The 19,122-nt window shown below is 50.3% G+C and carries 17 protein-coding genes, 1 tRNA gene and 1 riboswitch; of the genes, 5 read left to right on the forward strand and 13 right to left on the reverse strand.

The window, feature by feature from the left end; translation table 11 throughout:
* Positions 1 to 61: 61 nt before the first annotated feature.
* The 5 genes from MRJ96_03420 to MRJ96_03440 form a co-directional block, all read right to left on the reverse strand.
* Positions 62 to 1,081 (reverse strand): HDOD domain-containing protein, encoded by a 1,020-nt coding sequence (locus MRJ96_03420; GenBank protein MDR4500488.1) that lies wholly within the window; start codon positions 1,079 to 1,081, stop codon positions 62 to 64.
* A gap of 308 nt (positions 1,082 to 1,389) precedes the next feature.
* Positions 1,390 to 2,679, reverse strand: coding sequence for a PAS domain S-box protein (locus MRJ96_03425; protein ID MDR4500489.1), 1,290 nt, complete (start codon positions 2,677 to 2,679; stop codon positions 1,390 to 1,392).
* A gap of 90 nt (positions 2,680 to 2,769) precedes the next feature.
* Positions 2,770 to 3,252 carry a response regulator gene (locus MRJ96_03430; protein ID MDR4500490.1) on the reverse strand — a complete coding sequence of 161 codons (483 nt, stop codon included), beginning with the start codon at positions 3,250 to 3,252 and terminating at the stop codon, positions 2,770 to 2,772.
* 588 nt (positions 3,253 to 3,840) lie between these two features.
* Positions 3,841 to 3,936, reverse strand: a riboswitch (cyclic di-GMP riboswitch).
* Positions 3,937 to 4,072: 136 nt separating this feature from the next.
* Positions 4,073 to 5,602 (reverse strand): ATP-binding protein, encoded by a 1,530-nt coding sequence (locus tag MRJ96_03435; GenBank protein MDR4500491.1) that lies wholly within the window; start codon positions 5,600 to 5,602, stop codon positions 4,073 to 4,075.
* A 137-nt stretch (positions 5,603 to 5,739) separates the two neighbouring features.
* The gene (locus MRJ96_03440) at positions 5,740 to 6,351 is read right to left on the reverse strand and encodes a response regulator (protein ID MDR4500492.1); all 612 of its coding nucleotides are present in this window, start codon (positions 6,349 to 6,351) and stop codon (positions 5,740 to 5,742) included.
* Positions 6,352 to 6,661: 310 nt separating this feature from the next.
* On the opposite strand from MRJ96_03440, the gene MRJ96_03445 reads away from it, so the two are divergent.
* A complete protein-coding gene (locus tag MRJ96_03445) occupies positions 6,662 to 6,934 on the forward strand; it encodes a hypothetical protein (GenBank protein ID MDR4500493.1) in 273 nt (90 codons plus the stop codon).
* Between the two features lie 95 nt (positions 6,935 to 7,029).
* On the opposite strand, the gene MRJ96_03450 is transcribed toward MRJ96_03445, so the two are convergent.
* Positions 7,030 to 7,731: a hypothetical protein gene (locus tag MRJ96_03450; GenBank protein MDR4500494.1), complete on the reverse strand. Its 702-nt coding sequence runs from the start codon at positions 7,729 to 7,731 to the stop codon at positions 7,030 to 7,032.
* Between the two features lie 1,132 nt (positions 7,732 to 8,863).
* Between MRJ96_03450 and MRJ96_03455 the strand changes: the two genes are divergently transcribed.
* Positions 8,864 to 12,301 (forward strand): acyl-[ACP]--phospholipid O-acyltransferase, encoded by a 3,438-nt coding sequence (locus tag MRJ96_03455; GenBank protein ID MDR4500495.1) that lies wholly within the window; start codon positions 8,864 to 8,866, stop codon positions 12,299 to 12,301.
* Positions 12,302 to 12,342: 41 nt separating this feature from the next.
* On the opposite strand, the gene MRJ96_03460 is transcribed toward MRJ96_03455, so the two are convergent.
* Together MRJ96_03460 and MRJ96_03465 are read right to left on the reverse strand one after the other, a co-directional pair.
* Positions 12,343 to 12,663, reverse strand: coding sequence for a DUF2007 domain-containing protein (locus MRJ96_03460; GenBank protein ID MDR4500496.1), 321 nt, complete (start codon positions 12,661 to 12,663; stop codon positions 12,343 to 12,345).
* A 17-nt stretch (positions 12,664 to 12,680) separates the two neighbouring features.
* On the reverse strand, positions 12,681 to 13,328 hold the full coding sequence (locus MRJ96_03465) for an acyloxyacyl hydrolase (GenBank protein ID MDR4500497.1): 648 nt from the start codon (positions 13,326 to 13,328) through the stop codon (positions 12,681 to 12,683).
* A gap of 302 nt (positions 13,329 to 13,630) precedes the next feature.
* Between MRJ96_03465 and MRJ96_03470 the strand changes: the two genes are divergently transcribed.
* Positions 13,631 to 13,825, forward strand: coding sequence for a hypothetical protein (locus MRJ96_03470; protein ID MDR4500498.1), 195 nt, complete (start codon positions 13,631 to 13,633; stop codon positions 13,823 to 13,825).
* 171 nt (positions 13,826 to 13,996) lie between these two features.
* Positions 13,997 to 14,827: a class I SAM-dependent methyltransferase gene (locus MRJ96_03475; GenBank protein ID MDR4500499.1), complete on the forward strand. Its 831-nt coding sequence runs from the start codon at positions 13,997 to 13,999 to the stop codon at positions 14,825 to 14,827.
* A gap of 14 nt (positions 14,828 to 14,841) precedes the next feature.
* On the opposite strand, the gene MRJ96_03480 is transcribed toward MRJ96_03475, so the two are convergent.
* The 5 genes from MRJ96_03480 to MRJ96_03500 all read right to left on the reverse strand — a co-directional run bounded on the left by MRJ96_03480 (position 14,842) and on the right by MRJ96_03500 (position 18,702).
* On the reverse strand, positions 14,842 to 15,411 hold the full coding sequence (locus MRJ96_03480; protein ID MDR4500500.1) for a pilus assembly protein N-terminal domain-containing protein: 570 nt from the start codon (positions 15,409 to 15,411) through the stop codon (positions 14,842 to 14,844).
* Positions 15,412 to 16,051: 640 nt separating this feature from the next.
* Positions 16,052 to 16,420, reverse strand: a complete 369-nt coding sequence (locus tag MRJ96_03485) for a hypothetical protein (GenBank protein ID MDR4500501.1) — start codon at positions 16,418 to 16,420, stop codon at positions 16,052 to 16,054.
* Between the two features lie 508 nt (positions 16,421 to 16,928).
* Positions 16,929 to 17,471: a hypothetical protein gene (locus MRJ96_03490; GenBank protein ID MDR4500502.1), complete on the reverse strand. Its 543-nt coding sequence runs from the start codon at positions 17,469 to 17,471 to the stop codon at positions 16,929 to 16,931.
* A 287-nt stretch (positions 17,472 to 17,758) separates the two neighbouring features.
* Positions 17,759 to 18,337, reverse strand: a complete 579-nt coding sequence (locus tag MRJ96_03495; protein MDR4500503.1) for a hypothetical protein — start codon at positions 18,335 to 18,337, stop codon at positions 17,759 to 17,761.
* Positions 18,338 to 18,627: 290 nt separating this feature from the next.
* Positions 18,628 to 18,702 (reverse strand) — tRNA-His (locus MRJ96_03500).
* Positions 18,703 to 18,850: 148 nt separating this feature from the next.
* Between MRJ96_03500 and rpsT the strand changes: the two genes are divergently transcribed.
* Entirely contained in the window at positions 18,851 to 19,114 is a 264-nt protein-coding gene (rpsT, locus tag MRJ96_03505) for a 30S ribosomal protein S20 (protein MDR4500504.1), read from the forward strand.
* Positions 19,115 to 19,122 lie beyond the last annotated feature (8 nt).

Here is a 19,122-nt window from a genome sequence, read left to right on the forward strand (position 1 = left end):
GATATCCTCAGCTTCAAGCAATCTTTACACCCCACACGGATGCCCCACCAGGAAAATCGATTCAGGCACGACCGTACTCCCACTGATCGATCCGTTGATCTAGCCGTGCCACATGCCGTCGCCATCGGGGCCATGGATTCACCCACCCATAAGCCGACAAATATTCCATCACACGATCTGACGGCACCCCGTCACTATCCTGAGGCCATCCTCCGCCATCCAACATGTTGGCCGCGAAAACTGCGAGTGTCGGAGTTACCCCGGAATTCTCAAGCCCTAAAGGATGATCGTGAAAGGATACCGCATGAACGATTGGTTGAGAAAATTTCTGCCTTTGAAGCAATTCCGCTCCGACAATCTCATGGGAAATCCCAAGTAACTGCAATTCAGCCGTCGCTAAAGTCGTACTCTCTCGCCTCGCATGAGCCAGAACCTCAAGGTAACGTCCCGTATTAACAGAAACAGCTAAAATGGCCAGTCCGATATCGTGCGCAAATCCCGCCAGGCAAGACTGCAAAATTGTACCAGCATCTCCCCCTTCTTCCTTGATCAGACAACCCGCGAAACACCCGGTTCGTATGCTATGCTTCCATAATTGATCCACCGATAAAGGCCAGTCTCGTTTCTTGTCCAAAAGCATGAAAATTTCAGCGATCAGACGCAAACGATTCACGGTCTCACTTCCCAACCAGATAATCCCCTGATCGATCGTAGCGGGCTGGTAGTCAAATACGATCCATATCGCACGCAGGAGTTGAATGAGCCTGCCTTTTATGCGTTCACTCCCGTCACGAGCTGACTCGGCGGGGATCAAAGAATCAACAGGATAACTGGATGGCCGTATGAGGATGGGGCTTGGACAACCTCCCCCACCTATTGCTTGCGCGTAGGTTGACTGTCCAGGCATGCGGCTATCAGAACGATCAAGCTGGTCAAGGCAATGCCTAGTTCCAAGCAGGTCAAAGCTGATCTGATGCGTCGTCCAATCGAGTTCTTTAGGAAGGATCCATGGGGGTACATGCCCCCCGCCCTCTAATGAGGTTCTCCTCTCACTACAAAGAATGTGACGAGGTTGAGTCACGTGATCAACACCTCAGGAAAGACAAAGACTGACGCCACGGGCATGCAGACGATGTTCCTCATTTCGCTTAAAAGTCTCGCATCGACCCCATTCATCCCGTCTGCATTCGCATAAACACAAACGCCATGACGGCTGATGCATTTATCGTGTGTTTCTCGAAGAATGGCGGAAAAGTATGAAATCTCTGTAGGTTTTTCGGTTAGTTCTCTGGCAGTCTTGAACGAGGGCAGGCCTGAAATGCCACCTTTTATCTGGAGCATCAGAAAGCCACGACATTCGAAGCCAGTCTCCCGTACATTCTTCTCGACTCACGGTTTCTCTGGCACCTCCGTCGGAAGGGTGAGATGAAAGGTTGCACCACATCCGACGCCTGCACTGGTCACGGTCAGAGCCCCACCCATGTTTTTAGCCAATAAAGCTCCGCTATGGAGACCAAAACCATGTCCATCTTTCTTCGTCGTAAAACCTTGAGAGAAGATCCGGGTTAGATTACTCTGAGCAATCCCAACGCCAGTATCCGAGACTTGGAGTTCGACCATGTTCGGCTCGTGGGCTGACAACAGGATTCGAACCGTGAGCAACCTCCGATCGGTCGCCTGCATAGCCTGCAAACTATTCCGAACGAGGTTGACCAGAATTTGAAGAGTTTGATGTTTATCCACGACGACCTCTGGCACATCCGAAAACTCCCGGATGACGTCAACGGCTAATTGCTCTCTGTGAGCTTTATTGATCGTCAAAGCCTGCTCTACCAGGTCGATCAACGCCACGGGCTCCTGAAGGCCGCCAGCCTTGACCATCCCCTGCTGCATGGCCACACATTGCCGCACATGTTCTGCACTTGCATTCAGGGATTCTAATTCCTGAAGGGTGACTTGATGCTCTTTCAACAAATGCTCAGATAATTGCGCAAGATATCCCGGAATCTGCTTGCCCTTCTTGTCTTCCGTCAGGTACGTGTTCAGATCGTCCTTATGCGCTGCCAACAAATCTGAGATTTTACGAACATCTCCGACCAGTGATTGACGTAGCGTGGTGCTCATAATGCCGACCGACACATTGATGCTATTGAGCACATTCCCCACGTTATGCAAGACGCTCGTGGCCACATCAGCCATACCAAGACGACGAGAGGTCTCCATCATTTTTTCATGCATCTGACGCCGCTCTTCCTCAATCCGTTTACGTTCCCTGATGTCATGGGCAACGCACACGAGTCCCTGAATACCGCCATGCTCATCCATCATCAATGACCCTGAAAGCGACATCGGAATTTGCTCGCCATGTTTAGCGAGATAGCTGGTTTCGACGTCACGGACAGATCCCTGGCAATAGAGTGTCTCCATGATCGACCCTTGGGCCAATTCTTCACCGAAGATCTTACTCGGAGATTCTTGAAGTAATTCTTCTTCTGTATAACCTAATAACGTTAATAGCGAACGGTTGACGGCGCCGATGACCAGATCGGCGTTGATAACCAAGAGCGTGTCAGCCATAGAGCTAATGATGTTTTCAATTCGTGATTTCGCCTCCGAAAGCTCATCTCTGGCTGCTCTCAGCTCTTCATTTTTTCGTTCCCAATCCTGCGTGACGCTCATACGACATCCTTCCCCTATCCACTTCCGTCAACGATCGAGAGGGGTTGCTCGTTGATCTCGATACATGAAGTTTCCAAATTTCCTCAGGTATCAGTGCATCAACACGGGCCTGCCCCGGTGCGTACCTTGCACGGGGATCATCTTGGACCAGTACTTGGTCAACCCTTTCATCAGCTCAAGATATCCATCTAGGTTATTGGGTTTCGTGATAAATGAATGGGCTCCCAAGCTATACGCGCTATCGATATGTTTCGCGACCCGGGAGGTTGTGAGGACGAGGACTGGTATGTCCTGTAACTTAGGGTCTGCCTTGATCTCGATGAGGGCAGAACATCCATCTTTCTTCGGCATATTCAAATCCAACAGGATCAAGCCAGGTCTGGGATATTTTTCCATGTCTGCATAGGGTCCACGGTGGGTGAGATAGTTCATGAGCTCTTCGCCATCATGAACAAACCGCAGTTCTTTTCCGAGACAACATTCATCCCACGCAGCCTGTGCGACTAAACAATCATCCGTACTGTCATCCGCCATTAACACAATGAATGGAATCGATTGAATGCAGGAATTCATGTTCGCGCCCTCCTATTAACGTAGCGAGACAACCTTAGAACAACCAAAAGCGATACTGATCGTTACTCATGACACACCATATCGTTGCTTCAGACGTTCACTCTTTTTCAGCACTGTCACTTCTTCTCAACGATCCGAAACACAATTATCGTCAACAAGGCCAAGTGGATGTGGTATCGTGAGTGAATGAAGTTACTACTCCGCTAACCAATTGCAGGGCTGATCGGTAACTCACATGACCGCAGCCAGGTTCCAGCAGACACGATCATCTCGAACACGATCACCCCATTGAGACTGAAGAGAGCCGCCGCCAAGCAACAGACACGGATCGTCGAATGCGTGGCTAATCCAAGGTCTAGTTGTCATCTCATGGATCTGTGGATTAGTAACGTCGATCTTGTGCAGTTCGAATTGACAAGGCTCAGTCAACATATCCACCGGGTGCGGTGAATGGACTCTCTAGATGAATTGGGGTAAAAAGTGACCGCGCCTGCAATTAAGGAAGGAATCTGGAGGGAAAAGACAACTCCTCTGGCACACATCAATCATCGTGATGTACGAAAGGAGGGTTGTCGCTCCTGTAACCAGTGTAGCAGCTTGGCGAACCCCGGGAACATCGATGCTCCCAACTCAGGTTCCATGGCTTTGCGTCCTACCTTCTCAGGCAGTTTGCCCTTTACACCCTGTTGCCTACTGTATCGGTATTGGTAAGAAATTCTTTAGGAGTTCAGACAGAAGAAATTGAGCAGAAGTGGCTGAAAACTATACTCATTTACCGTCTCTTGCCTGTAGAAGAACGGACGCTGTAAAAGGGTGCCACTCATACTCCGAGAGTGGTTACATGGTGAGATGATGCGAACGCACCAATCAAGCTCCCGTCTCCACCTTCGGTCGTACGACTCATAGGAAGAGTGATGAGAAACCTTGATCCCTGTCCCAATTGACTTTGAACCGTTATTTTTCCCCCATAGCGATCGACAATCTTCTTGCAGACAGCCAATCCTATCCCCGTCCCCTCGTACTCATCTCTCCCGTGAAGACGTTTGAACATCCCGAATATCCGTTCGGTGTGATGGGGCTCCATGCCGATGCCATGATCTTCAATCAGAAGCTGGCATAGCTGTTCCGGATGCAGTCCCTCTTGCTGGCGACGTTCCTTCATGAGATGTGCCGAAATACGGACCTGAGGCGGTTCACCGGGCTTGTGAAATTTCAACGCATTTCCGATCAAATTTTGCAAGAGTTGCCGAATTTGCGTCCTGTCGAACTCAATCACAGGAAGCTCACCAACCTCTACCACCGCATGCTTTTCTTCGATTCGAACGGCAAAATCATTCAAAATCTCGTCAACGACCTGTTGAAGCTGAATTGGCTCCATCGCTCGTTCCTGATTCTCTAATCGCGAATAGACCAGAAGATCCTGGATCAGGCGTTGCATCCGCCCCGAGGCTTTGAGGATTCGCCCCAGAAATTCATGTCCTGATTCGCTCAGTTGACTCCCACATTTCACACGCAACAAATCACTGAAGACTTGAACGGTATGGAGCGGCTCTTGAAGATCATGAGCCGCCACCGAAGCGAACTGATCCAGCTCATGATTAGAACGCACGAGCTCTTCAGTCTTATGTCGAAGGGCAAGTTCGGCACGCTCACGTTCGTGAACTTCGATTAAGGCTTGATCACGGGCTTCACTCAATTCCTTATTACGTTCTTCTAAATCATGAACCGTCTGAGCCAGCTGAGCTTCAATCGATTGCCGACGAAGGACATCCTGTTCCAATTTCGCATTGGCCTCCCGGAGCTCGGTCAACCGCTGGTCGACCTGACTTTCCAGCTCACCCATGCGGCCCCGCGCATGGCTGGCCCAATGCCATTTATAGGTGAGTGAATTCGCGAGTTGCCGAACTTCTATCGGATCGAATGGCTTGCGAAGAATCAAGAGTTGATCACGATGGCCTAAGCGCGGAATGAGTTCATCCCATGCATAGTCGGAAAAGGCCGTGCAAATCACGGTTTGAATGCTTGGATCCACTTCCCACATTCGTTCAATGGTCTCGACGCCATCCCAACCGGGAGGCATTCGCATATCCACAAACACCACGGCATATGGACTCCGTTGAGTCACGGCACGCTTCACCAGTTCAAGGCCCTCCTCGCCTTGTTCAGCACAATCCACGAAAAACGGCTGTTGATCGACCGCGACGGCCTTTTCTTCGAATAAGGCCTCTCGATGCCTGTGGTCTAAGACCGACTCGAGCGAAGACGACAAGACTTTTCGGTAATCTTCAAGAACCTGGCGATTATCATCGATAGCCAAGATCCGACGATTGATAGACTCCATGTTGTCCATACGCAACCTTTTTACATGAGGTAAACGACGCTCTACGCCTCTGGGCATTCATACCGAAACTACGATACTCACGCAGTCACGAGAAGCAACGGCTCCTCTTTTCCAGATAGCGGTGAGGACGGTCCGATGATCATGGATTATTCTGGCACATCAGTTGGCGCCGTCATCGCCAATTGAATCTGCTCAGATTCCTTTTGCAGTTCTTCGGCCCGTTGATCGGCCAGCTCGGCGAGCATATCCAACTGGCTTTTGGCTTGACGATTTTGATCCCATCGCTTGGTCAAAGAATTGGCCAACTGCCAAACCTCGATATTGTCGAATGGCTTGCGCAAGATCAGGAGCTTGTCACTTTTCGGTAATCGTTCCAGCACTTGATCCCAGTCATGATCGGAAAACGCCGTACAGATGACGATCTGGAGATGTTCATCTTCTTTCCACAGATGTTCAATTGTCTCAACACCATCCCAGCCTGGAGGCATTCGCATGTCCACAAACGCCAGGGCATACGGATTTCCCTGTTGAATCGCACGTTGGACCATTCGATGCCCTTCCTGCCCTTGATCCGCGAAATCCACGTCAAACTTTTGAACAGCTTGATACGCTTCGACATCATCAAACAGTCCACCTCGTGCCTCATGAAGCAAGGCAGCGTCAAACCCCTGGCACAAAATCTTGCGAAAATCCTCGTGAATGGCCACGTTGTCATCTATCACAAGAATTCGCCGATTATTCTGAACGCATTCAGTCATGAATGGCCTCCATTAACCCCACTTGAAATGATACCGCGATTGCTGTGACCTATCGCCCCTTCTTCTTTTCCGTTCTCAAAGAGAGAGGGGTGTGCCCACAGTCCTCGTCGGAATGAACAGAACGAATCTTAAGACCTTTTTAGAATTGCCCTCCGTTACAATCAGTCTTGTATCGTTCCTGTGGGTTGTACGAACGAGTGAACTCCCTGTTGAGTCCTGCAAGAAAACCGCACCTTTGCAGCAAGTCAAGCCGACAATGTGACGATAGTTGGAGGAAGGGCTGTCTTCAACCTGATCAGGAATCGCCTGCATGATTGAGCGGATTACACGAGGTTATGCTGACCTGTTGCGAGATCTTCAAGATTCTGACCATCCGACTCAACTTCAGCTCGCCCTGGAACGCGCAAAAGCTTCAATCGATGAACTTGAACGGATCATTACCAGACTGGAGCGGATTGATCAGCGAGCTATTTCGGACCCCGTGACCTCAACCGAGTCTGTCTCACCACAGGACAGGCAACTCAATAATCCACAAGAATTTCAAAAAAGAAAACATCAAAAAAACACGCATCGAGGCAAATGAACTTTATGCCCGTTCAGCATAACTTCCATGCGGAGTCTCATGGACCGGGTTAAGAGGTAAGGAGGAAACGATGGAATGTTGAGCCTATCGGTCACTCAACACCATTTATTCTGGGTTTGCCAGACTTTTCCTAAATAGGAATGGATGAACGATTGACTAAGAGAGTCATCATGACTAGTGCAAATCTGACCGCGAAACGGTAGGTCTTGATTCTTGCCTTTTCGGACCTGACGAGCATGGCAAACCAGATATCTTCGCATTTGCCAGAAGGAGATCGCTGGCATGGAAATCCGAGGTTCCCCTCTATCGACAATCTGAAGAGCCATCCCTCCTTTCGTGCATTCTCGTTGAACAACAGGGTACGTCAGTGAGTAACGGTTTCCCCATTGGTCCTGATAGCGAATAATCAGTCGAATGTTCGATCGCCTTTCGCGGAGCAAAGGGGAATTTGATTTGACTCTCACCCATACTTCCTGCTCCGCCGTCCATGGATTCAACTGAGCTATGATGGGCATTGGCCTCTCCCCTTCGTATCCATGAACCATCACACGAATTTTCTCAGCCGGTGAACCTCCATTATTTCGAAGAGAGAGTGTGAGCACATCTTGGCCATTGGAATAGACTGTCGCACGATTCGTGATCCGGACTTCTGGTTGTAAGGCGTGGAATTGTTTTCGAGTCTTTCCTGCTACAGTCAGAATTCGCCAATACACGACACTAAGCAGCGTAAAACCGATTCCAAGGGCCAGACGAAAATCAACAGGAGACGAAAAAGATGATGGGGTTAGAATATCCATGGTCAAGTGCTCCCTGAAACTAGAGGCGTTTTCTGCACACGAAAGACCCGTTCGTTGATAATCCTATGTCAATGAGGCTTAGGTAATTTCCGTTCATCACAATGCCCTCTTCGAGCAAGATCAAGGCCAGTCTCGAATGAAAAAAAGAGTTGCACGCGTTTTCTTTCAATTCATACAAACCCACATAATTGGAATCCAACTGAATCGATCATCAGATTGATTTTTTGAACATCAGTGCGGCAAATTGGCAAAATTTCTGACTCGTCGAAATTTGATAACTGCCAAGTTTTCAAAAAAACGAGATGTTGATGCCAAAGACGAGTGACAAGTCTCGATAACCTACGTTGAACAACCTGTCGGGTTCATCGACATGCTTACTCCAGTTTCCGCTGCGACTACTCTACCGCCCTTAATAGCCTACTCCTAGAGAAAGAAGCGGCAATGCCTCGATACCCGACGTGGCGGCTGTTAAGGATCTGACTGCTCGCGCCAGTTTCATGACTGCTCATCAGCTGAAAAAAGAATTCGGGAAAATGACATTTTGAGAATGCTCGTGAAATCAGTGGGTTCCCCCGTTCCCCTCCCGGAGCGTGAGACCCTCCAGCCTGGTCTGCCTTTTGCTGTACCCAAGAATCATGAATATTCCAACACAATCCACAGAGCACAGAAGTCACAATCGACTACTTCGTCACGCAGTTTCCAAAGGTAAGGAATCGGTCCGCGTCGATCATTCCTCAGATGCATTCATGACCGCAATGTTGAACCCCTTTCTTACGGTCGAAGAAGCAATGGTAGAAGCCTACATACGACAATATTCACCTCCTGATCAACATGGCTGACCTCTTCGGCCCTCTTATGTGCCGATGATGACTGCGACTTTACGACGAGAACGAAACATCCCCCTCGCACGTTCCATCCACTGCTACGTTCTGCCTGTTGGTCACCTCCTAATGCAGGGATAACCTGCCATGTTCTAGGCATCTCCGATTTTGTCGCCCAGAATTGGTGCCTGCGATCGCAACAAGCACAAAAGATTGGTACAATTCCCAGGAGATAGGTCGGAATCGAATAGGCCTCGAACATACAGAGATGTACCAATAGTTCCCTCTCAAGCACTCTTCATCGCATACCCATGCCATCGCCAAGCTCAAACCCGCTTCGCGGCCTTCTCATCACACAGTTCTGCGGAGCCTTTAATGACAATGCCTGGAAACTTATGGTGGCCTTGTTGGCCATTAAACAGGTTGGAGCCGAATTAGGTGCGACTGGTCCTGAATTTGAGGCTGCCGCCCAAACGGGCACCACGATCACGTTTGTCGTATTTACCCTTCCGATGATGATGATATCGATTATTGCGGGTGTTTTTTCTGACCGTTTCAGCAAACGAAATGTCATCATCGCCATGAAATGGGTAGAAGTTGGCCTGATGTCGCTCGGTACCTTCGCGTTGTTTCTCAATCCTCGAGGTGGGATGCTCCCCCTGATCGTGCTAATGGGAATGGGGGCTCAAAGTGCTCTGTATAGTCCGGCAAAGTACGGAATTCTTCCTGAAATTCTGCCCCATGAACAACTCACGATGGGCAATGGATCATTGGAACTCTGGACCTTTGCGGCCATCATCGCAGGAACGGCCGCGGGCGGCGTATTGTTGGGCATCACAGACCCAACTCCGTGGCTCGCGGGACTTCTTCTGACTGGCTTAACCGTCGTGGGGCTGGCAGCCGCGTATGCCATTCCCCCCGTGCCAGCCGCCCGGGCCGAAGGTGGAATCAAAGCCACGATTGTTTCTGCCTGGGAGGCGGTTCAATCGGATCGGGTCCTGCGATTCGGGATCATCGGAGCTATCGCGTTCTGGACTATCGCGAGTCTCGTAGGCCAGGACATCATCATTTACGGAAAGTCCGTTTTGGGTTTGTCTGATTCAAAAACCGGATTACCCTTGGCGGCCTTTGGCGTCGGCATCGGTGTTGGTGCCGTCCTCGCGGGAAAATGGTCTGGTGCGAAAGTCGAATATGGACTCATTCCCTTAGGCGCCATCGGTCTGAGCTTGTGTTTGCTCGTGCTGGGAATCGCTCAACCACAGCTCTTTGGAACACTGCTCTGGATGTGCCTCTTGGGAGTCGCGAGCGGATTTGTCGTCGTTCCGATCAATGCCCTGATTCAGTGGCGTTCACCGGAAGATCGACGGGGAGCGGTGATTGCCCTCTCCAACACCGCGGTGTTTAGCGGAGTGCTCATTGGATCATTAAGCGCCGGGCTCTTCTCGGGAATTGGCCTGAGCGCAAGTGGTATCTTAATTGTATCTGGAGGCTTGACGTTGGCGGCCACCGTCTGGGCGCTCACGCTCCTACCAGGTGCGTTTCTTCGCGTCGCGTTAAGCCTCTTTACTCATACGTTCTATCGGCTCACGATTTTACACCGCGAACATGTTCCGCAGGAAGGCGGCGCCTTGCTGGTCGCCAACCATGTTTCGTTCGTGGACGGCTTATTGATCCTCGCAAGTTTGGACCGCCCTGTACGATTTATCGTCGATCAATACTATTACGACCATCCTCTCTTTCGCGGGCTGGCTCGAGTCATGGATGCCATTCCCATTTCATCGACTGGCACACCCAGAGAAATCCTCAAGGCCCTTCGCGAGGCTGGCCGACATTTAGATGACGGAGACTTGGTATGCATTTTCCCGGAAGGTCAGATTACGAGAACCGGCGGCCTTTTACCGTTTCGCCAAGGCTTTGAACGAATCATCAAGGGTCGCGAAATCCCGATTATTCCCGTACATCTCGATCGCGTTTGGGGAAGCATCTTCAGTTTTATCGGAGGGAAATTTCTGACCAAACTCCCGGAACGCGTCCCTTACCCGGTCACGGTATCCTATGGCGCACCACTTCCCTCCACGACCTCGGCTCATGAAGTACGAATGATCATCCAGGAGATGGGAGAAGCGGCCTGGGTAGAACGAAAACCCAGCTGCAGGCCTCTCCACCATTCATTCGTCTGGGCCATGCGTCGCCACCCCTTTCGATTCGCCTTCGGAGACCTGACGCGACCCAAAGTCTCCTGCCTTGAAGCCCTCACTGGCGCCATCGTCCTGGCCAGGGCACTCCGAACGCCATGGGAGGGACAACACACGGTTGGCATCTTACTGCCATCAAGCGTGGCCGGGGCATTAGTCAACATCGCCGCGACGCTTTCCGGCCGAACCACGGTCAATCTCAACTTTACGGCGGGCCGAGGTGGCATGGAATCAGCCGCCAAGCAAGCTAGTCTCCAAACGGTTGTCACGAGCCGACAGTTTATCGAAAAGGCGAAATTAGAGATTCCGGAAACCGTGACGATGATATGGCTGGAGAACATCCGTCAAACCATACGTTCGACCGACAAACTGATGGCCATGCTGCTTGGACTCTTTGCGCCCATGACGCTGCTGGAGAGGAAATGCGGGGCCGTGTGTCGTCCCGCCATGGACGACCTCGCGACGATCATTTTCAGTAGCGGGAGCACCGGTGAACCGAAGGGTGTCATGCTGAGCCACTTTAATATTGATTCCAATGTCGAAGCGGTGGCTCAATCCCTCCACGTGGGCGCCCACGATCGCCTCCTGGGAATCCTGCCTTTTTTTCATTCATTCGGATACCTGGCGACATTATGGTTTCCGATCATCCACGGGGCCGGTGTGGTATTCCACCCGTCTCCGCTTGATGCCGGGCCCATCGGTGAGCTCGTGCACAAGTATCGAATCACGATCTTACTGACTACACCGACATTCCTCCAACTCTACTTGCGTCGGTGCACGCCTGAACAGTTCGGGTCTCTTCGTATCGTGCTCACGGGCGCTGAAAAATTACCGGACCGGCTGCTTCAGGCCTTTGAAGAACGGTTCGGCATACGGCCCATCGAGGGCTACGGCGTGACGGAATGCTCACCGGTCGTCGCGGTCAATTGTCCTGACTTTCGAGCCGCTGGCTTCTTCCAGCCCGCCTCTCGCCCCGGTACTGTCGGTCAGCCCTTGCCGGGCGTGTCGATCCGGATCGTCGATCCGGACACGTTTGCCCCTTTGCCGTCGGAAACTCCCGGCATGTTGCTCGTGAAAGGCTCGAATGTCATGAAAGGCTATTTAGGACGAGAAGACCTCACCGCCAAATCGATGCATGAGGGATGGTATATCACCGGCGACATTGCTCAAGTCGACGAAGAAGGCTTCATCAAAATCACCGACAGACTCTCGAGATTTTCCAAGATCGGGGGGGAAATGGTCCCCCATGGGAAAGTTGAAGAAGCATTGCATCGAGCGGTCAACGCCGACACCCAGGTCTTTGCCGTGACGTCAGTGCCTGATGAAAAAAAGGGGGAACAATTGGCTGTCCTGCATATTGTCGACGAAAAGGCTATCCCGAAGCTGCTGGAGAAAGTTGCGGCGAGTGGACTCCCGAATCTGTTCATTCCCAGGAAGGACTACTTCATAAAAGTGGAACAAATCCCCGTGTTGGGCACCGGCAAACTAGATTTGCGCGCACTCAAACACATCGCCAAAGACCATCTCTTTCCTGCTCAGGCAAGGGTTCAATAATTCGATATTACCGGCAGCGCATAACGAACATCTTGTGTCGTTCAGGTCGCGTCAGTTCTTTCACGTCCGCACTTCCAACAAGTCGTAAACTCCCCCTCATGCTGCTCGCCACAGTTCGGGCATGTCCATCGTTCTGCGTTTACATTGGCTGCTTCGTCCCATTTGTCTAGGATTTCTTTCGCTCTGGGATAATCATCATCATTGATGACCCACAACTCAGGAAAGACCTCGACAAATGGCACTTCGCCGGCGAGCGATGAGCCCTGCTGATTTTTGATCGTACAGAGAATCCCTTCCTGATCAAGCATTTCTTTTCGTGTTTCGACCTCAATCAAATTCTGTGAGACGTAGAGTTTTTTCATCGATCGACGGGACCTCATCAAGGGAGGAAAAACGAAAACCCTCCACTGAATAACCACGCGTTTAACCCAACGTTTCGATCACCGGTATTCGCGTTGGAAATATGGTGATATCGGACACTCGTCGTCAAAGCAAACTGCTTCGTCACAAAATACTGAACGCCCGGGCCAGTCTCCAGAACGAAATTTACCTGCGTACTTTGTTCGGGAATTCTTGGCGCCAGATCAGTCCACAACATTCCCGCCCCCATGTCCCAATACGGCATCCAGCGGCCAAAGGATAAAAAATTATACTTGAGCACCAATGACAGCCCCCCGGCATAGGCTTTGAAGGGTTTCCAGTACCGCGCCCCTAACGGTTCAGCGAGGAACTCCAGGTTTCCGGTCCCCCACCCCGCCTCAAACGGATCAGTGAACACGATGCCGATACGCGGAAGAACATAGACGGCGCGTTGATTTGATGAGGGCTTCGTGCCATCTAAGCTGTTTTCTTTCCAATAGCCAGCGATCACACCAAGCTCCATTGTCCCCTTCTTCACCGTGTCCCGGGCTTCGAATTCTGCCAGCCCGACAGATGGAGCGATGAGCACAATGCACAATATCCCTATGACCAAACCACGACGTTTCCGCATTGTCTGAGGTATCCGACTTCCCGTATTCATCGACATACGTACTTCCCTTTCACCTTGGGACTACTGGAATGTGAGCGAGCGCTGCATCTTACCGTTGCCACCAGGCTCAATCAACATCTGCAATGAATATGAAGGGCAGGCAACAGGGAAGAATGACGAGGAATGAGATAATGCTATTGTACGTGAGATGGGATACAATGAAGCACTTTCACACGCATATATAGCGAATCCACATATCGTTCCAAGCGATACGGACGACACACCCCGCGCGGTATAACGTTGAACCAGACGGATGTTATTTGAAACGGCTATACCCTGCTCGACTTCAGGAAATTCACATGAAACTCACCTCGACGGTTTTTAGTGAACTGCTAGATGATTCCATTCAGCGTCTCAATAACGCCATGTCTGAGCTGGAGAAGATCATCAAACGCATGCAAAAACTCGATGAGCGACCAGCCTCCCCTCCACGATCGCCTGCGCGGTCTTGCTACGACCCGTCAGACAGCTCTTCACAACGTTTGCTACATTAGAACGTCGAACACGTAAAAGTCTTTCCTGGCTATCATCTGAACAATATAAGCCGGCAGTCTCGTGGAAGTACTCTGGCTCATGAAGATCCATGACAACCTTGCGTATTCATTCACACAGCGTTATCGTCCAAAATTCTTTTATGCAAACCATTTTTCTAGTGAGGGTAGCCAATGAATCCCACATCGACTGACATGGAGGCGTTAAAAGCCAGGATGAAGGCCACATGGATGGCTGGAAACTTTGGCTTGATCGCCAAGTCCTATGAGACAGGAGCCCAACACTTTGTCGAGCGGCTCCAACTTCAGCCAGGCATGCGTGTTTTGGACGTTGCCTGTGGCACGGGCAATCTCTCGATTCCTGCCGCGAAGGCTGGCGCCACAGTCACCGGCATTGATATCGCCACGAATTTACTGGAACAAGCGCGAGCCAACGCGAAAGCTGAGGGATTAACAGCCGAATTCGAGGAAGGAGATGCCGAGAATCTCCCGTACCCTGACGCAAGCTTCGACGCTGTGGTCACGATGTTTGGGGCGATGTTTGCTCCGCGTCCTGAACTCGTCGCGACGGAACTCCTCCGGGTGTGCAAACCGAATGGCGTCATCGCCATGGCAAACTGGACGGCAACGGGGTTTATCGGACAGATGTTTACGATGATATCGAAACTCGTTCCACCGCCGGACATTCCCTCTCCCATTCAATGGGGCAGCGAGGACATCGCGCGAGAACGATTGGGGACCGGGACAGAGCTACAATTTCATCGTCCTCATATAGCCCTGAAATTTCCTTTCGCCGGTAAGGAGCTCATCGAGTTCTGGCGCCAGTATTACGGACCGACAAATCGCGCCTTTGCGGCACTTGCGTCATCTCCGGAGAAACAGGAAGCCCTTCACAACGATCTTGAACGCTTATGGACTGACCATAACCAAAACACGGATGGGACCACATGTGTCGAATCTGAATACCTCGAAATCCACGCTATTCGTCAGTTGTGTCACGAATAATGTCGAGAGCTTTCTTATTCATGAATAAATTTCAAAAAGTTCAACACTTTGTGAGGGGCATAGGCCCCTGCAACCTGTCCAATTTTGGTCTTGATTTCAATGTTTGATACTTGGCCCGTCAGTATGATGTGTTCGTGAGCCGTCGTGATCACGATATCTTTTTCTTCGGGAAACAGAGCCGTCAGATTTTGCTTCAAGTCATCGATCGGGAGATGCACGACCAATTCCAAGACGGCGGAGAGATTTTTCTTCTTGTCCCACAGGGTCAACGTGGTATAGCCGATACCCTTTCCTGCGAGATAGAGCTGGGTGGGGCTGAGAATGAGAGAATCAGCAATCGCAGGATTCGCCACTTGAGCCCCAACAAAAGGCTCAGGGAAGGCTAAGACTAAGGCATGCCCTAAAGGAATTCGCTTCACGACCACGTTCGATGTTCGAATATTGACTTGAGTATCGACCGTGGCCTCGTCTTTCTCGATCGACTTGATCGGCATATTCTCCACCAACTCTTCGGCTTCCGCCACCGACGACAATCCCACGAAGCACATCGCAACCATGACGCAGAAAAGATCGAGTCGTTTCATGATGACCATTGCCTCCTGTACGAAACATTCATGAATGCATGACTTTTCATAGATGCCAACTTTGGCATCACTGTCAAACCTTTCCAGGTGACAGGAATCAAAGAATACACAAAATAGATCGCTCAGAGATAGTGAAATAGAAGATGAAGAAAAGGGTTTTCAACTAAGTTGCGCCTTGATGCTTCTGGGCCATGAAGACATTTTTCACCTGCTGACATGATTAGGCGTCGATAGACAGGTAACGACAAGAATCCCAGCTATTCGGGTTTCCCCTTCCAACTTCGCTCCCTTGCTCACGCATCCTACTCGCTAGATTGTATCCATCTTAATCGCAAGCAGCTTTGCTGACTGATTCGTTTGAGGCCATTACCGCTAGAACTTGTCGGTTTCTAGAATGCCAGATAGGCCATTCGTGGAATACTCATTCACGTCAGAGACTGCGCACTCTGAACGAGCATTCAAACGTTCATCTCAACAAGGAGCAATCTCGTCGTGAAATCCTTTGACCTTCTCCTCACTATTTCTGCCTGCGGGGTTTTTGCTTGGATTTGGATGACCATGGTTCAGCGTTCGGAGTAACCGTAGCAAAGGAAGGACTTGCCTTTCATCGTCAGGCGGGAAAGCCGTCTGTCTCTTTTTTCTAGTGGCGTGGGTTCATCCCGTTAGGTAAACACAGAAAATCCACTCGTTGGGTGACTTGCTGACCGGCATTCGTAATCATCGTGTAATGAGTGCCTTTTTTTAAACTTGCATGCTTGGTATTGCCGAGTTGAGTCGCGTAGGACTCATAGAGCGACGTATTCTCCTGAGCCGCCAACGTCAGGCAATCATGATAGTTAGGCGTCGCGTTCAGGACTTCCCAAATCAGAGGGTCTGTTGTGCGCGCCGTATCCTTGTTGACCTTCATCCATAACACCCACGCTCCGTCCGCAAAGGCCACGTTGGTCGCCAGCAAAAGAGTCAACGTTAATACGCAGGTCCGTACGAATGTCCAATGCGATGTGGTCATGTCATGGATTCCGGCTCTAACGACATTGGCTTGGATTTGAGGCTTGGCTTTGATAGATCATCTGAGCATTTTACTCCGTCCAGCCAGAGAAAATCTTTACCTACTGGAAAATGGCAGCAAAAAATAAGCCGCGCCAGATGAGAGACTGGCGCGGCTCAAGGGGTGCAATCCTCAAGGCTCATCACACCTTGAGAAAGTCGATGCTTCTACCCCTCAGTGTGCGCAGAGTGACATTGGGAAGACAAGGGGAACAGGTGTTCCCAACCCTCTTTGCCTTGAATCTGAATACAGAGAAAACGGGTGCCAGATGGAGACAGACCAGAAGACTGGGCCTATCGTCAAAAACGGTCCAGCTTCCTGTTCTTAAGGGCATCTCTAAAAACGAGGATTTTTTTGTGAGGGCAAGGAAACCACGCGCGGAAAACCACAGTGTATATGGGAATACATGAGGATTTGAGCACGCGGTTGACGCCACCATCGCGGAAAAGGACAGTGTTTAGAGGTGCCATTAAGGCTTCTTCGGTGAAGATGTCGAGGGCTCATGAGACCTGTTCAAGAACCCTTGAAAATAAAAGGCGGGCACCTCGACAGCGACCAGATCATGCTGCCCGCGAAGCACCAGAGAAAGACCAGTCTGCGCGTAACGACTCACGTCTTGATCAGTCAATTGGACAGCAAAGACTTCCTTTAAACCTCCGGGAGGATCGGAAAGATGCTGCCGATCGATCTTGAGAAAAGAAAGGGGTTCACCATCCTTACCCCTGGCATGTTCGAACAAGGCCCATCCCTGCTCTTTTTCCCGGGTTTGATGAAGATACAGTTGATAAAAAGACAAGTCTTTGGCCGAAGCCGATCGAAGCTGGTACGTGACTAGAGTTTGCGGACTGGTTACCGGGGGTGCCTCCAACCACGTGACATTCTCGAAAGCATCGACCGTTGATGTCGTCGCCAGCCTCACTTCTTCGGAAGTCGTATACGTCGGGGAGGAGCTGCACCCGAGCATAGAAGATACAAAGACGAGAATGATCAGCGGTTGAAAATAACGCGTCATGGCCCCTTTTCACTTCATCTCCCTGAAGACAGATCTGTTCTTTCAACCCGCCCAGGGAGAGATTTTCCTGCAAAATATCTATCTTGTGAGCTTGCTGGATTCTCGGAACAAGAAGGTTCGAGGCGAGTGACTGGATTCGAGAATGACGGCATCTGAAACCCCACGCAACCCCGTACACTCATAGCTTACAAAATCAACGAGAGGCATTATAGACTGTCACCCCGCATTGCGCTAGATTGACCACCGTCTCTGTAAAGCCACCGAAATTATGAGAGTATCACTGGTGTTCATCTATGTATGGCATTCTCCTTAAAAATGTTTTGGCCAATTGGCTTAAGGTTTGCCGTGGCACTCTGTGAATTACTCAACGTTACAAAACACTTTTTGATTGATTGCTTATGTTTTAATGCGCTGCATGCGCGATGGAGATCTTGGGACAATTGGTGCATAAAAACGGTTCGACTCCTCAGATCCTCAGCAGTGTGGCTCATGGCTTTTGCCTTCTTTCCTTTCTTAATAGTGAATCCAACACCAGGGGAATCACTTTTCAGATGATAACCGTGAACCAACTGATTTCGATCTTCCTTGATTTGTTCCATATATTTTTGGAAACCAGACAAAGCCTGGAGACCTTCCTTGTCGCTTGCAGCTATTGGGGAATAGGCCTTGGTAAGTTTTTCGATGAGCGGACCAGCCGTTAGATTATCTAGTTCTGATATCTTCTTCTTACTACAACTCGCATGGGTATTCGTCTCATAACAAAGTCTTAAAAAACGACGTATATTATCCATTAGTGTCTCAAATGAAATAAGGAATGCCCCAATTTCATACACATAACGCATTTCATTAATTTGCTTCTCAGCCATTAATTCGCTGTTTCCAACACCCGATCATGCCCCCACTTACGCCTAAACTTTGGCCAGGAGCGGCACAACTGTACCCATGTTCTACCACTAAAGCCACGGCTTCGCGCTTAAATTCTGGACTGTGATGCTTGTGCGTTCGTTTTATGGCACACCTCGTTTTGATCCATTATATTATCCCTAACTCGGCGTCCGAAATAGTAGGGGAAGGTCACCCGCAAGCGCAGACATCTACCAATCAAGCAAGTGCTGCGTAAAACGTTGTTTCGAAGTGGATTCTGAGAAAGAAGGGTTGGGGTGAGTGACGGGCTTCGAACCCGCAGCCTCCGGAACCACAATCCAGCGCTCTACCCTTGAGCTACACCCACCACACATTGTTGTAGTAATCGATATCTTGGAGAGGGCTGTATTTTATCAAAAGGGCAGGAAGCTCGCAAGACGGGATGGCTTAGTTGACCAAAATTCAATGCGTATGGTAAGAGTGATTCATTGTTTATCGTCACTTTGGGGGACATAATGGCTCTGAGACATCAATCTGCAATCAAGCGTGCTCGACAATCCATCAAGCGCAGTCAGCGTAACCGTTCAATCATCAGCAGTATGAAAACTGCGGTCAAAAAAGTCAGATCGGCGGTGGACCAGCAAGATGCGGCCCTCAGCCAATCAACGCTCCGAGAAGCCACGTCCCAACTTCACAAAGCCGTCACCAAGGGAGTGCTTCATCGCAATACCGCTTCCCGTCTTGTTTCACGGCTCACCACTCGGGTCAACAGCCTGTAGGCCTTCTC

The sequence above is a fragment of the Nitrospirales bacterium genome (assembly GCA_031315865.1).
In the GTDB taxonomy this organism is placed as follows: Bacteria; Nitrospirota; Nitrospiria; order Nitrospirales; family UBA8639; genus JAGQKC01.